Raw genomic sequence first — 13,564 nt, 5'->3', positions numbered from 1 at the left:
CAAACGTCTGATGCGGGCTATCCCAGCTGAAACACTGCCACCGGCCGCTCGTAGCCGCGCACCTCGACTTCGCCGAGCGCGACGGCATCGCTGCCGTCGGCGCCCAGCGCCTCGCGGACGGACGCGGAGATCAGGAGCTGAGAGCCGAACTCCTTGTTCAGCGCCTCCAGTCGCGAGGCGAGGTTCACGGTATCGCCGATGACCGTGTACTCCTTGCGCCGGGGCGAGCCGATATTGCCGGCGACGACCTCGCCGAAATGGATGCCGATGCCGATGCGCAGCGGCCAGCTCGTCTGCGCGTTGATGCGGTCCATCGCGCGCAACATCTCGCGGCCCGCGGCAACCGCCCGCTGCGCGGCGTCGGAGGCCTCCAGCGGCGCGCCGAACAGGGCGAGAAAGCCATCGCCCAGGAACTTGTTCACGATGCCGCCGTGACGGTCGAGGATGTCCACCAGCACCGCAAAGGCGCCGTCGAGCCGGTTGACCACTTCCTGCGGGCTGCGCGATTGCGCGCCGGCAGTGAAGCCGCGGAAATCAACAAACATCACCGCGACGCGGCGGACGTCACCGCCCCCGCTGGTTCCTGCCGCCATCAGCCGTTCCACCACCTGCGGAGAGACGTGCTGGCCGAACAGGTTGGTTACCCGGTCGCGCGCGGTCGCGGCCGCAATGCTCGCGGCGAACTGGCGGCGCAGCTGAGCGCCGACGGCGCCGGCCAGCACGCCGCAGATCAGGATGACGACGCTGCGCACAGCGTGGAAATAGATCAGGGGGTCGCCGGTCTCATCAGCCGCGTTGTAGTGCAGCGCGACGGACAGCAGCCCGGCTGCGGCCACGAAGCCTGTGAATGCAGAGAGCCAGAAGTCGAGCCGCAGGGTCGAGAGGATGAGGAAGATGAAGTACATCAGCGGCACGGCGAAGCCGAGAGCCTGGCTTGGGCCCATGGTCCGGGTTTGCAGGATCAAGATCACCGTGGGCAGTGACGTCTCGATCAGCGTGCCGATATAGCGCCTGACCACCGGCAGATCGCGATCGAGCCGAAGGTTCGTCCTGATCTGGGTGTGGATCCAGACCTCGAACAGGATGAAGCCGCCGAGGAGGCCGTAGACCTCGACAAGCCCTTCCGTTCCGCGCCACACCCGGTTCACCACACTGGGATCGATCAAATAGATCGCGGTGAGCAGCAGCATCATGACGCAGCCCGTCAGGATCAGCGCCCGCACCCGCAGCAGCTCGGTGCGCAGCACCTCCCGAGTCAGCTCGCGCTCGAAGTCCTCCGATAGCACGGCATGATGCCGGGCCTTCCTGCTTGCAAACCTGACCATTTCACCCCCCGATTCCGGGGCATTGTGCCTCAATCCAGCGTGCGGCGGAAGCGCGTCACGGCGATGGTCATGGCGAGCAGCATCAGGGCTGCCAGCGCCAGCGTATCGAAACGCAGATTCTGCATGGCCGCGCCCTTCAGCATGATCGCACGGACGATGCGCAAATAATGCGTCAGCGGCAGGCATTCGCCGAGATATTGCGCCCAGGCCGGCATGCCTGCGAACGGGAACATGAAGCCGGACAAGAGAATGCTCGGCAGGAAGAACATCATCGACATCTGCATGGCCTGGAGCTGGTTCTGCACCAGCGTCGAGATGGTGTAGCCGATTGACAGATTGGTGGTGATGAACAGCGTCGACAGGAGCGCCAGCAGGAACAAACTGCCGAGCACGGGCACGCCGAACAGACCGACGCCGATGCCGATGATGAGGAAGGCCTGGACGAAGCCGACCAGGACGTAGGGCACGATCTTGCCGAACATCACCTCGACCGGCCTGATCGGCATCGACAACAGGCTCTCCATGGTGCCGCGCTCGACCTCGCGCGTGACAGACAGCGCGGTGAAGATCAGCATGGTCATGGTCAGGATGGTGCCGACCAGGCCCGGCACGATGTTGAGGCTGGAGGCCGCGGCCGGATTGTAGCGGGCATGCGCGCGGATCTCGAACGGCATCTCCGGGGGATCGCCGATATAGAGATCGTGCTTGAGCGCAGTCTGCACGAGCGTGCCGAGCGAGCCGAGCGCGGCGCTCGCCGCGACCGGATCGGTGGCATCGGCCGCAACCAGCAACGCCGGCCTGTCGCCGCGCCGCACCGCCCGCTCGAAGCCGCGCGGGATCTCGACGCCGAACAGCACCTTGCCGGATTTCAGCAGGTTGTCGAAATCATCGACGTCGTGCACCTCGTAGAGAAAGCGGAAATAGGCAGTGTTCTCGAGCGCCTTCAGGATCGAGCGGGTGAGATCGGAATCCTCCTGGAGCAGCACGGCGCTCGGCAGATGGTGCGGCGTGGTGTTGATGGCATAGCCGAACAGCATGAGCTGCATCACCGGCAGCATCACGATCATCGCGAACGAAACGCGGTCGCGCCTGAGTTGGATGAACTCCTTGATCAGCATCGCATAAGAGCGCCGCAGGAAGCCGAAGCGCTCGCGGATTTCGCGGCGTGGTGCGGGATGGTCGACTGCACTCATTGGAAATTGTCCTTGGAGCGGCTCATCAGCTCGATGAACACGTCTTCGAGCGACGGCGACGACTTCTGCCAGTCCAGGCCGCTCTTCTCGCGCCACGGCCCGATGCTGGCTTCGAGCGCGGCGACGTCGCGCCCCGAAACGTGCAGCGAGGTGCCGAACGGCGCCACCATGTCGATGCCGGGCTTGCCGGTGAGCTCGGCCGCGAGGCCGTTCAGGTCTTCGCCCGTGACGGTGTAGGTCGTGAGCGCGGACTTCGCGATCACCTCCTCCACCGTGCCGTGGGCCAGCAGATAGCCGTAGGCGATGTAGGCGATCTCGTGGCAGCGCTCGGCCTCGTCCATGTAATGGGTCGAGACCAGCACCGTGAGGCCCTCGGCGGCGAGCGCGTGGATCTCGTTCCAGAAATCGCGCCGCGCCTTGGGGTCGACGCCGGCGGTCGGCTCGTCGAGCAGCAACAATTGTGGATTGGGCAACGTGCAGGCCCCCAGCGCCAGCCGCTGTTTCCAACCGCCGGAGAGCTCACCCGCAAGCTGCTCCTCGCGCCCTGAGAGCCCGAGCCGCTTGATCATGTCGCGCGCAGCGCCGCGCGCGTCGGGGAGGCCATAGAGCCGCGCGACGAATTCGAGATTCTCGCGCACCGAGAGATCCTGGTACAGGCTGAAGCGCTGGGTCATGTAGCCGACCTGGCGCTTGATCTTCTCGGCATCGCGGCGGATGTCATAGCCGAGGCAGGTGCCCTCGCCGCTATCAGGCGTGAGCAGCCCGCAGAGGATGCGGATAGTCGTGGTCTTGCCCGAGCCGTTGGGCCCGAGGAAGCCGTAGATCGAGCCGCGCTTCACCTGCATCGACAGATCGTGCACGACCTCGCGGCCGCCGAACGACTTCGTGAGGCCCTTGACGTCGATCGCGATGCCGTTGCCGCCATTCATCGCTTGTCCGCCACCGGTGTCTTCGGATTGAGATAGACGTCGATCGGCTGTCCCACCCGCAGGGCATCAGGCCGCGAGGGCCGCGCCTGGATCAGATAGACCAGCTTGTTGCGCTCCTCGAGGCTGTAGATCACGGGCGGGGTGTATTCGGCCGAGGTCGCGATGAAATAGATCTTCGCGGTGAGGTCGGCCGCACAATTGTCGCAAGAAACGCGCACCGTATCGCCGATCGCAAGCTTGGGCAGCTCGGCCTCCGGCACGAAAAAGCGCAGCTTCATGTTGCCGGGTGGCATGATCGAGAGCACCGGCCGCTGCGCCGCTACCATCTCGCCCTCGCGGAAATAGATCTGCTGGATGGTGCCGGCGACGGGCGCAAAGCCCTTGCGCCGCGCCATCCGCGTCTCCGACGTCGCCACCCGCGCTTCCGCCACCCGCAAAGCCGAAACGGCGGAGTCCAGATTGGCCTGCGTGCCCGAGCCGGTCTTGCTCAGCGAGGCCGCGCGGTCATAGGTCTGCTGCGCGTTCGCCAGTGTCGCCTTGTTCTGATTGAGATCGGCGCGCTGGAGATCGTCGTCGACGGAATAGAGGTGATCGCCGACCTTGACCTCGTCGCCTTCGCGGATGTTGAGCTTGGTGACCCGACCCGCTTCGTCCGGGCTGACGAAGATCATGTCGGCCTCGACCCAACCCTGGAAACCAGGATCGCGCTTCTCGTTGCACCCGGCAAGGCCGGTTGCGAGCGTGACGACCAATGCCAATCTGAAAATTGCTTGCGACGACGTCATGTCGTCCTCCGTTCGCCAAAAATCAAATCGAGATGAACGCGCAGCATCTCTTGCGCGTCGAGCGGCGCGTGCCGCGCAAACAGGCTCTGCCAGATCACCGCGATCATCGCGGGCGCGACCAGGATTTGCGGATAGCGAGCGAGATCCTTTTCGCGGATCTCGCCGCGGGCAATCCCGAGCTCGATCAGCGCGCGCATGGCGGCGATCCCGCGCGAGACCACCTCACGGTAATAGAAGTCGGCGACCGACGGAAAGCGCGGGCCCTCCGCCACGATCAGGCGCACCAGATCGCCGCGCCTCGTGCCAATCACCTCCTTCAGGAAGTTGCCTGCAAAGGTCTCGACAAGCTCGCGCACCGTTCCGGTGGGCGGCGGCAGCGTCGTGAGGCGTGTGACCACGGGCACGATCACGGTGCGCACCAGTTCCTCGAACATCGATTCCTTGTCCTTGAAGTGCAGGTAGATCGTGCCCTTGGCGACGCCCGCGCGCTTGGCAATGTCGTCGAGCCGCGTCGCCGCAAACCCGCGCGCGATGAATTCGTCCATCGCCGCTTCCACGATCGCCGCACGCCGCTCCGCCGCACGCGTGGCGCGGTTCGAGGCAGGCACCTCGTCGCTACGAGCCGGCACAGGGCCCTTCGCGCCGGCGCGAATGGCTGATGGCACGGCGGTCTTGCTCGGCTTCCTGGTCATTTGAAATATATGACTGACTGGTCAGTCATAGTCAAGTCAGTGATGCAACCCCATTCACAAGACGAATTAGTATTGACTAATGAATTAGCCTTCACTAATTTAACCTCATGATGGAAGCCGCCCCAACCCCCGTCACCATCGTGATGCGCGCCCTCGCCGATCCAACCCGGCGCGCCGTGTTCGAGCGCGTGTTCGAGAGCAAGGAGATCAGCGTCGCCGAGCTGACGCGCGGCAGCGGCGTCACTCAGGGCGCGATCTCGCAGCACCTGAAGTCCCTCAAGCAGGCCGGTCTCGTTGCCGAGCGTGCAGAGGGCCGTAACGTCTATTACCGCGCCGCGCCGCAAGGACTCGAGCCGCTGGTGACCTGGATGGATCACTACGGCGTCTTCTGGCGCGAGCGCTTCCAGAACCTGCGTGACCTCTTGAAGGAGATCGATCCGTGAGTACTGCCGCGTTGAAAGCTGAAACAAAGGACATCGTCATTGACGAAGTGCTCCCTCATGCGCCGGAGACGGTCTGGAAGGCGCTGACCAGTGCCGCGTTGATCGCGCGCTGGCTGATGAAGCCGACCGGCTTCGAGGCGATTGAAGGCAACACCTTCACGTTCCAGACCACCCCGGGCGGCGCGTGGGACGGCGTGATCCTTTGCCGGGTTCTGGAGGTCGTGCCGAACCGCCGCCTCGTCTACGCCTGGAAGGGCGGCGACGAGCGCAACACCGGCTATGGCGCACCGCTCGACACCGTCGTGACCTGGTCCCTCACCCCGGTCGAAGCCGGCACGCGGATCCGCCTGGTCCATGCCGGCTTCGTCCTGCCCAGGAACGAGTCGGCCTTCACGGTCATGAGCGGCGGCTGGAAGAAGGTTGTCCGCCAGCTCGACGAGATCAGCGGCGAAAAGTGAGTGGGAGATATTGAGATGGACAAGCCCTATACCGGCGGCTGCGCCTGCGGCGCGATCCGCTATTCGATTCTGGGGGAGCCCCTGTTCAGCAATCACTGCCAGTGCCGGGACTGCCAGCGGGAAAGTGGCAGCGGGCATGGCTCCTACGCGACATTCGCGCGCGCTGGCGTCACGCTCACCGGAGAAGCGAAGCATTGGGACATGGTCGCCGACAACGGCAACGTGAAGACGCGCGGCTTCTGCACACGATGCGGCGTGCCTGTGTACATGACCTTCGCGGCGCAGCCCGACGTCTTCACGATCCGGGCGGCAAGCCTCGACGAGCCCGCCCGCTACAGGCCGCAGGCGGTCACCTTCGCCGCGCGCGGTCATGACTGGGATCAGATCGATCCCAGCCTGACGAGGTTCGCAGGCATGCCGCCGGGCTGAGGCGATAGATTCTTGTTTTGACGCGTTTTCCTTACGCGAACCGGTATCCACTTCGCTCGAAAACGCTTTAGCCAAAATCCAGCACCATGCGGCCGTCGATCTTGCCGGCCTTCATGCGGTCGAAGACGTCGTTGATTTGCGCGAGCGGCACCTTGCTCACCTCGGCCTTGACCTTGCCGTCGGCGGCGAAGGCGATGGCCTCATCCAGGTCACGCCTGGTGCCGACGATGGAGCCGCGCACGGTGATGCGCTTGAGCACGACGTCGAAGATCGGCGTCGGGAATTCGCCCGGCGGCAGGCCGACGAGGCTAACGGTGCCCTTGCGGCGCACCATCTTCAGCGCCTGCGCGAACGCGGCAGTCGAGACCGCCGTCACCAGCACGCCGTGCGCGCCTCCGCCGCTTGCCGCCAGCACCTTGTCCACCGCGCCGTCCGCGAGCGCATTGACCGCAAGATCAGCGCCGGTCTCGCGCGCGAGCGCGAGCTTGTCCTCGGCGATATCGACGGCGGCGACCTTGAGGCCCATCGCCTTGGCGTACTGGATCGCGACATGGCCGAGCCCGCCGACGCCCGAGATCACCGCCCATTCGCCGGGCTTGGCCTCGGTCTCCTTCAAGCCCTTGTAGGTGGTGACGCCGGCGCACAGGATCGGTGCGATGGCAGCGAAATCGACCGTGGCCGGAAGCTTTGCGGCGAAGGCAGCTGAGGCGATGACATATTCGGCGAAGCCGCCGTTCACGCTGTAGCCGGTGTTGTGCTGATGCTCGCACAGCGTCTCCCAGCCGGTCTCGCAATATTCGCAAGCCATGCAGGCGTCATGCAGCCAGGCAACGCCGACGGCATCGCCGACCTTGAGATTCTTCACGCCGGGCCCAAGCGCGGTGACGATGCCGGCGGCTTCATGGCCGGGGATGAAAGGCGGCACCGGCTTCACCGGCCAGTCGCCGGATGCCGCGTGCAGATCGGTATGGCAGACGCCGCAGGCCTTCACCTTGACCAGGACCTCGCCCGGGCCGGGCTGCGGCACCGGCACATCTTCGATCACCAGCGGCTTGCCGAATTGTCTGACGACTGCGGCTTTCATGGTCGGCATCGGTCTGCTCCCTTGCATCATGAGCGCAGACTAGCGGCAGCGAACGGGACTCCTTTGACGGGGGTCAAACAGCACAAAGTTTGCGCAAGTCGATCGCGATCATGACATTCCGATGACGCGCTGCGTAAGGCGCGACAACGTCAGCTATGGAACTTCAGACTATCGACGATCTTGTCGATCACCTTGCGCTCGGCACGCATGCCGATACCCACGAGATTGAGGTCAGTGCGCGCCACCGCCCTTACCGCCTCGCGATTGGCCGCATCATGCGTCGTCCTGAACATGTCCTCGGTGTAGACCGCCGGCACGACGTTACGCGCAAGTGCGCGGTCGAGCGCGCGGGACAGCGCGGCAGCGTCGGCACCATAGATCAGGATCGGCTGACCGATCAGCGCGTGATATTTCGTGCCTGAGGCGTCTTCATAGGCCTCGCCGATGCAGTCCGGAAAGGCCGCGGCGATGCCGCTGGTGAGAAAGGACGCGACGTTGAGCTTCTGCCAGGCCTGAAGATCGGTGCGGATCACGACCGCGATCTTGGTGTCGAACTGCATGTGGTTCCTTCCACCGTCATTCCGGAGCGCGCCGTTTAGCGCGAACCCGGAATCCATCGCACCACAGAACAGGTGGACGAATGGATTCCGGGTTCGATGCTACGCATCGCCCCGGAATGACAGCAAGTAGAATCAGCGCTTGACCGACTCAACCCTTCGCGTCGCAGGCCCAGGCGCGGATCACGCATTCCTTGCCGCCATACTTGTAGCATTCGCGCGTGGCGGCGTTGAGCGAAGCCGAAATCTTCGGCTTCACGGCATAGCCATAGGCACCGCAGGGGTTGGCGAGGTCGACCGCCATCGCGGCGCAAGCGCGCTTCATCGTCATCGTCGTGCAATCGCCCTTGCACTGCTTCTGCGCGGCGGCGCGCGCCTCGCGCTCGGCGCCATAGTCAAACGCCTGGCCATAGGCGCCGCACTTGCCGACCGCAAAGGCGCCGGCGGCATGCGCATTCGTGATGTGACGGGCACCGGCAACACAAACCGACAGCGCAAAGAAAAACATCGCGCAACGGCGCGCGACGACATTCGAAGCCATGGAAAAACCCCTCCCCCCAAGGCAGGTGGAGGCGACTCTAAGCGGCGGTCGTTTCCAGATGGTGAACAGGTGGTTGAAATTGGCCGACCGGGAGGTGCCGGGTGGGCAAAGCGAAGCGTGCCCACCAATTCTTGATCATGGTTCGACGAGATGGTGGGCACGGCGCTACGCGCCTTTGCCCACCCGGCACCGTCAGTTACGGTACCTTCATCCGCGCCGCGCCGCTTCCAGCGCCTGCGGCGTGTCGATGTCGAGGAAAGCGCTCTCGCCATCCACCGGCACTTCGGCCACCGCCTCCGCATGCTTGGCGATCAGGTGGCGTGCGCCAACGTCGCCGTCGAGCGTCATCAACTCCTTGAAGAAGCGGCGCGACCACAGCACGGGATTGCCGCGGCGGCCTTCGCTGACGGGCACGACGATGAGATTGCCGCGGTCCGGCGCAAAACTGTCGATGAGGCGGTCGATCAGACCGGCGTCGATCAGCGGCATGTCGCCGAGACACACCACGGCGCCGTCGCAGCTCTCGGGCACGGCCGCGATGCCCGCCTTGACCGAGCCCGCGATGCCGCCGGCGAAATCCGGATTGCGGACGAACTTCACCTTCAGGCCTTGCAGAGCCTGCTCGACCAGCTCGGCCTGATGCCCCGTGACGACGATCACCTCGGATGCTTTCGAGGCCAGCGCCTGCTCGGTCGCGAGCCGCACCAGCTTTTTGCCGTCGAGCTCGGCGAGCAGCTTGTTCGGCCCGCCCATCCGGGTCGAGCGGCCCGCCGCCAGCACGATGGCCGCGACCTGGCTGTTGCCCTCGGTCTCCGGCGTGGCACGCGGCTGCGGCCGCGTCACGATCTCCATCAGGAGACCGCCGACGCCCATGCCCATCAGCTCGGACCGCGTCACCTTGATGTCGGCAAGAAGCCGCATCAAGACCCAGTCGAACCCGTTCTCGACCGGCGAGCGTGCGCAGCCCGGCGCACCCAGCACCGGCACGCCGCCGGCGCGGGCAATCAGCAGCAGATTGCCGGGATCGACCGGCATGCCGAAATGCTCGATCTCGCCACCGATGCCGGTGACCGCCGCCGGGATCACGTCGCGGCGATCGGCGATCGCAGAGGCGCCGAACACAATGACGAGCTCGGCACCGAGGCCGAGCAATTCCTGGATCGCGGCCGACAGCGCCTGCTCCTCGTGCGGCACCCGCCGCTCCGCGATGATGCTGGCGCCGGCCGGCGCGAGCCGCTCGGCGGTGACGCGCAGGGTCTTGTCGATCACCTTGGAGGACAGGCCCGGCAGCAGCGTCGAGACCACACCGACGCGCTTGATCACATAGGGCGCGATCTTCAGGACGTCCTTGCCCGCCGCCTTCACCGCGGCATCGCGCAGGCTTCCTTCGACGCCGAACGGAATGATCTTGACGGTGCCGACCATCTCGCCCTCGACCACCGGCTTGTAGGCGCTGAGCGTCGCAAAAGTGATGGCCTCGTCGATATTGTTGATGCGATCGACCGCGGCGCGGTCGATCACCAGCACGCCCGCTCGCGCGGCGAACAGATTGGCGCGGCCAGTGAAGGCGCGCTCGACATGAATGCCATCGCCGCCGACGGCAAGCGCGATGCTGGCGGCCGCAACGTCCTCGGAGACGTCGCCCGCCTCCATGCGCACCACGACGATGTCCTTGATGCCGGCGCGCGTGAGCGCCTCGACCTCGGCAGGTCCGATCGTCGTGCCTTTTTTCAGCACCAGCGGGCCCTGGCGCAGGGTGTGGACGGTCACCCCGCCGATCGCATCCTTGGGGCTCGCCGGGCCGAACTTCATGCCGCTTCTTCTTTTTCTTTGGGAGGCAGCCGGAGCACCGCCGTGATCTCGGCCATGATCGCCACTGCGATCTCGGACGGCGAGACCGCGCCGATCGCAAGGCCAATGGGCGCGTGGATGCGCGCGATGTCGCTTTCCTTGGCGCCTTGCGCCCGCAACCGGTCGGCACGCTTGGCATGCGTCTTCCGCGATCCGAGCGCGCCGATATAGAAGCATTTGCGCTCGAAGGCGTGCAGCAGCGCGGGGTCATCGATCTTCGGATCGTGAGTCACCGCGACGAAGGCCGTGTAGGCGTCGACGTTGAGCGGCGGCAGCGCGGTGTCGGGCCATTCGGCGATCAGCGGAATGTCGGGAAAGCGCTCGGGGCTGGCAAAGGCCGTGCGGGGATCGACCACGGTGACGTCATAACCGAGCGAGCGCGCCAACGGCGCCAGCGCCTGGCTGATATGGACCGCGCCGACGATCACGAGCTTGGCCGTCGGCGCGTAGACGTTGAGGAACAGCTTCTTGGCGCCGGCCTCGACACTGGCGCTCTTGCCCATGCGAAGCTGCTTCTCCAGCTCAGTGCGCAGCGGATCCTTGGCAAAATCCTTGGCCTTCACCAGCCGCTGCTCGCCGCTCTCGGTGTCGGTCACCAGGATCACCGGCCGGCGCGCGGCGCGCTCGGCATTGAGTTCGTGCAGGATTGCGAGCTTCACGGCTAGCCGACCTTTTCGACGAAGACGCGGATGGTGCCGCCGCAGGACAGCCCGACATTCCAGGCGGTCTCGTCGGCGACGCCGAACTCCAGCATCTTTGGCTTGCCGCTCTCGATCACGTCCATGGCCTCGGTGACCACGGCGCCCTCGACGCAGCCGCCGGAGACGGACCCCAGGAAGGTGCCCTCATCATTGATGACAAGGCTCGAGCCCGCCGGGCGCGGCGCCGAGCCCCAGGTCTCGACGACAGTAGCGAGCGCGACGCCACGGCCGGCCTTCTGCCAGTCCTCCGCCGCTTTCAGAATGTCCTCGTCGCGATCGAGCATGGGGTGCCTCTCAAGCTGCGGAGCGGATCAGGCTGCGGTGATGCGGCGGCAGCGGCTGGGAGAGCGTCGTGATCAGCTCCTGGATCGAACTCAAATTATGTACCGGGCGGAATTCGTCAACGTGCGGGAGCATCATTTTGATGCCCTGCGCCTTGGCCTCGAAGCCGCCGAACCGCAACAGCGGGTTGAGCCAGATCAGCCGCCGGCAGGACCGGTGCAGCCGGTCCATCTCGAAGGCCAGCTTGGAATCGGCCTCCCGCTCCAGCCCGTCGGAGATCAAGAGCACGATCGCGCCCTGGCTCAGCACCCGCCGCGCCCACAATTTGTTGAAGTTGTGCAGAGAAGCCGAGATCCGCGTGCCGCCCGCCCAGTCCTCGACCGAGGCCGAGCAGCTCGCCAGCGCCTCATCAGGGTCGCGCTGGCGCAGCGCGCGGCTGACGTTAGTGAGGCGCGTGCCGAACAGGAACACCGAGACGCGCTTTCGCGCATCCGTGATCGCATGCAGGAAATGCAGGAACAGGCGGGTGTACTCGCTCATCGAGCCCGAGATGTCGAGCAGCGCCACGATCGGCGCCGGCTTCTCGATCCGCCCGAGACGATGGATGTCGATGATGTCGCCGCCGGTGCGCAAGGATGCGCGCAGCGTGCGGCGCAGGTCGAGGCGCAGGCCGCGGGCATCGGGCCGCTGCCGGCGCGTCAGAAGCTCGGCCTGCGGCAGGTGCATCCGCTCGATGGCATGGAGTGCCTCGGAGATCTCCGCTGCACTCATCTGCGCAAAATCCTTCTTCTGCAGGATCTCCTTGTCGGAGACCGACAGGCGCAGGTCCTGCTCCTGGTGCTGCGGCGTCTCGGTCATGCGCGGCTGCGACATCGCCTCCTGCACGCGGCGGGCGCCGGCCTGCGGCTTCTTCTTGGCCTGCTCCGGCAGCGGCACCGAATCCAGCATGTGCTTCCATTCTTCGGAAGGCCGGAAGAACAGGTTGAAGGCTTGGCTGAAGATCAGCGCATGCTCATGGCGCTTGACGAAGATCGCCTCGAGCGTGGCGAAGACATCGGACCGGTTGCCGATCTCGATCACCTGCAGCGCGCTCATGGCATCGATCACCGCGCCCGGCCCGACCGGCAGGCCGGCCGACCGCAGCGCGCGGGCGAAGCCGACGATGTTGTCGGCGAATTGCTCGGTCTGCTCGGGAGCAAGGTGGTTGATGGCCATATTTCAACACTTTCAGCCGTCATTCCGGGGCGCGCCCTCTTGGGCGCGAGCCCGGAATCCATTCATCCACTAACTCTGCGGCCCGATGGATTCCGGGTTCGCGACTTCGTCGCGCCCCGGAATGACGAGCGCAATTCGAGGCGAGATCAATTCTCGCTCGTCGCTTCCTTCAGCACCTTTTGCAGGGTGTCGCCCTGCATCCGGGTGATGTCGTCCTGATACTTGAGCAGCGCGCCCAGCGTGTCGCCGACCACTTGCGGCGTCAGGGAGCGGGCATCTAACTCGGACAGCGCGGTGGCCCAATCGATGGTCTCGGCGACACCAGGCGACTTGTAGAAGTCCTGGTTGCGCAGCGCCTGGACGAAGCGCACGACCTGCTGCGACAGCTTGGCGGAGATGCCGGGCACGCGCGTCTTGACGATCGCAAGCTCGCGCTCGGCGGCAGGATAATCCACCCAGTGATAGAGACAGCGCCGCTTCAGTGCGTCGTGGATCTCGCGGGTGCGGTTGGAGGTGATGATGACGATCGGCGGATGCGGCGCCTTCACGGTGCCGAACTCGGGGATGGTCACCTGGAAGTCACTGAGGATTTCGAGCAGGTAGGCCTCGAACGCCTCGTCGGCGCGGTCGAGCTCGTCGATCAACAGCACCGGCGGGCCTGCGACGTCGGGCTCCAGCGCCTGGAGCAACGGCCGCTTGATCATGTAGCGATCGGCGAAGATATCGCTCGAGAGCTGCTCGCGATCGGTGTCGCCGGCGGCTTCCGCCATCCGGATCGCGATCATCTGGGCCGCGCTGTTCCACTCGTAGACCGCGGAGGAGACGTCGAGACCTTCATAGCACTGCAGGCGGATCAGCTTCCGTCCCAGCGCCGCCGCGAGCACCTTTGCGATCTCGGTCTTGCCGACCCCGGCCTCGCCCTCCAGGAACAGCGGCCGGCCCATGCGCAGCGACAGGTAGGCCACCGTCGCCAGCGACCGCTCGGCGAGATAGCCGCGCGAGGTCAGGAGTTCGAGCATCGCATCGACCGATGCCGGCATGGCACCGGAAGTATTGGCCGCTGAAGTCATGAAAGGCCA

16 protein-coding genes are annotated in these 13,564 nt (G+C 65.4%); 3 read left to right on the top strand and 13 right to left on the bottom strand.

The genetic code is table 11. The features are described 5' to 3' along the window. Positions 1-17 precede the first annotated feature (17 nt). Genes CVM73_RS07130 through CVM73_RS07110 form a run of 5 tightly spaced genes read right to left on the bottom strand, consistent with a single transcriptional unit; the run spans position 18 to position 4,924 of the window. Positions 18-1,325, bottom strand: coding sequence for an adenylate/guanylate cyclase domain-containing protein (locus CVM73_RS07130; RefSeq protein ID WP_100231304.1), 1,308 nt, complete (start codon positions 1,323-1,325; stop codon positions 18-20). A 29-nt stretch (positions 1,326-1,354) separates the two neighbouring features. Next, the gene (locus CVM73_RS07125; RefSeq protein WP_100231303.1) at positions 1,355-2,518 is read right to left on the bottom strand and encodes an ABC transporter permease; all 1,164 of its coding nucleotides are present in this window, start codon (positions 2,516-2,518) and stop codon (positions 1,355-1,357) included. Beyond that, the gene (locus CVM73_RS07120) at positions 2,515-3,447 is read right to left on the bottom strand and encodes an ABC transporter ATP-binding protein (RefSeq protein ID WP_100231302.1); all 933 of its coding nucleotides are present in this window, start codon (positions 3,445-3,447) and stop codon (positions 2,515-2,517) included. The genes CVM73_RS07125 and CVM73_RS07120 overlap by 4 nt, the downstream gene beginning before the upstream one ends. Further along, entirely contained in the window at positions 3,444-4,232 is a 789-nt protein-coding gene (locus CVM73_RS07115; protein ID WP_100231301.1) for an HlyD family secretion protein, read from the bottom strand. The genes CVM73_RS07120 and CVM73_RS07115 overlap by 4 nt, the downstream gene beginning before the upstream one ends. Further along, positions 4,229-4,924 (bottom strand): TetR/AcrR family transcriptional regulator, encoded by a 696-nt coding sequence (locus CVM73_RS07110; RefSeq protein WP_100231300.1) that lies wholly within the window; start codon positions 4,922-4,924, stop codon positions 4,229-4,231. Before CVM73_RS07110 ends, CVM73_RS07115 begins: the two co-directional genes overlap by 4 nt. Positions 4,925-5,031: 107 nt before the next feature. Between CVM73_RS07110 and CVM73_RS07105 the strand changes: the two genes are divergently transcribed. From CVM73_RS07105 to CVM73_RS07095, 3 genes are read left to right on the top strand one after another with little or no spacing between them, the layout of a single operon-like run. Further along, positions 5,032-5,367, top strand: a complete 336-nt coding sequence (locus CVM73_RS07105; protein ID WP_100231299.1) for an ArsR/SmtB family transcription factor — start codon at positions 5,032-5,034, stop codon at positions 5,365-5,367. After that, a complete protein-coding gene (locus tag CVM73_RS07100; RefSeq protein WP_100231298.1) occupies positions 5,364-5,825 on the top strand; it encodes an SRPBCC family protein in 462 nt (153 codons plus the stop codon). Before CVM73_RS07105 ends, CVM73_RS07100 begins: the two co-directional genes overlap by 4 nt. 15 nt (positions 5,826-5,840) lie before the next feature. Beyond that, positions 5,841-6,254, top strand: coding sequence for a GFA family protein (locus tag CVM73_RS07095; RefSeq protein ID WP_100231297.1), 414 nt, complete (start codon positions 5,841-5,843; stop codon positions 6,252-6,254). A gap of 67 nt (positions 6,255-6,321) precedes the next feature. On the opposite strand, the gene adhP is transcribed toward CVM73_RS07095, so the two are convergent. The 8 genes from adhP to CVM73_RS07055 form a co-directional block, all read right to left on the bottom strand. Continuing rightward, entirely contained in the window at positions 6,322-7,347 is a 1,026-nt protein-coding gene (gene adhP / locus CVM73_RS07090; RefSeq protein ID WP_100231296.1) for an alcohol dehydrogenase AdhP, read from the bottom strand. Positions 7,348-7,487: 140 nt separating this feature from the next. Then, on the bottom strand, positions 7,488-7,898 hold the full coding sequence (locus CVM73_RS07085; protein ID WP_100231295.1) for a DUF2000 family protein: 411 nt from the start codon (positions 7,896-7,898) through the stop codon (positions 7,488-7,490). Positions 7,899-8,046: 148 nt separating this feature from the next. Continuing rightward, on the bottom strand, positions 8,047-8,436 hold the full coding sequence (locus tag CVM73_RS07080; RefSeq protein ID WP_100231294.1) for a DUF4189 domain-containing protein: 390 nt from the start codon (positions 8,434-8,436) through the stop codon (positions 8,047-8,049). A gap of 207 nt (positions 8,437-8,643) precedes the next feature. After that, positions 8,644-10,248 (bottom strand): NTP transferase domain-containing protein, encoded by a 1,605-nt coding sequence (locus CVM73_RS07075; protein WP_100231293.1) that lies wholly within the window; start codon positions 10,246-10,248, stop codon positions 8,644-8,646. Continuing rightward, positions 10,245-10,946, bottom strand: a complete 702-nt coding sequence (locus tag CVM73_RS07070; protein ID WP_100231292.1) for an XdhC family protein — start codon at positions 10,944-10,946, stop codon at positions 10,245-10,247. Before CVM73_RS07070 ends, CVM73_RS07075 begins: the two co-directional genes overlap by 4 nt. Positions 10,947-10,948: 2 nt before the next feature. Continuing rightward, positions 10,949-11,272 carry an XdhC family protein gene (locus CVM73_RS07065; RefSeq protein ID WP_008564652.1) on the bottom strand — a complete coding sequence of 108 codons (324 nt, stop codon included), beginning with the start codon at positions 11,270-11,272 and terminating at the stop codon, positions 10,949-10,951. A 10-nt stretch (positions 11,273-11,282) separates the two neighbouring features. Further along, entirely contained in the window at positions 11,283-12,485 is a 1,203-nt protein-coding gene (locus tag CVM73_RS07060) for a vWA domain-containing protein (RefSeq protein ID WP_100231291.1), read from the bottom strand. A 146-nt stretch (positions 12,486-12,631) separates the two neighbouring features. Beyond that, positions 12,632-13,555 carry an AAA family ATPase gene (locus CVM73_RS07055; protein ID WP_100231290.1) on the bottom strand — a complete coding sequence of 308 codons (924 nt, stop codon included), beginning with the start codon at positions 13,553-13,555 and terminating at the stop codon, positions 12,632-12,634. Positions 13,556-13,564: the final 9 nt, after the last annotated feature.

Source organism: Bradyrhizobium forestalis, assembly GCF_002795245.1.
Taxonomy (GTDB): Bacteria; Pseudomonadota; Alphaproteobacteria; order Rhizobiales; family Xanthobacteraceae; genus Bradyrhizobium; species Bradyrhizobium forestalis.
The sequence above is the reverse complement of the archived record's forward strand: the minus strand, read 5'-3'. Positions and strand labels throughout refer to the sequence as shown.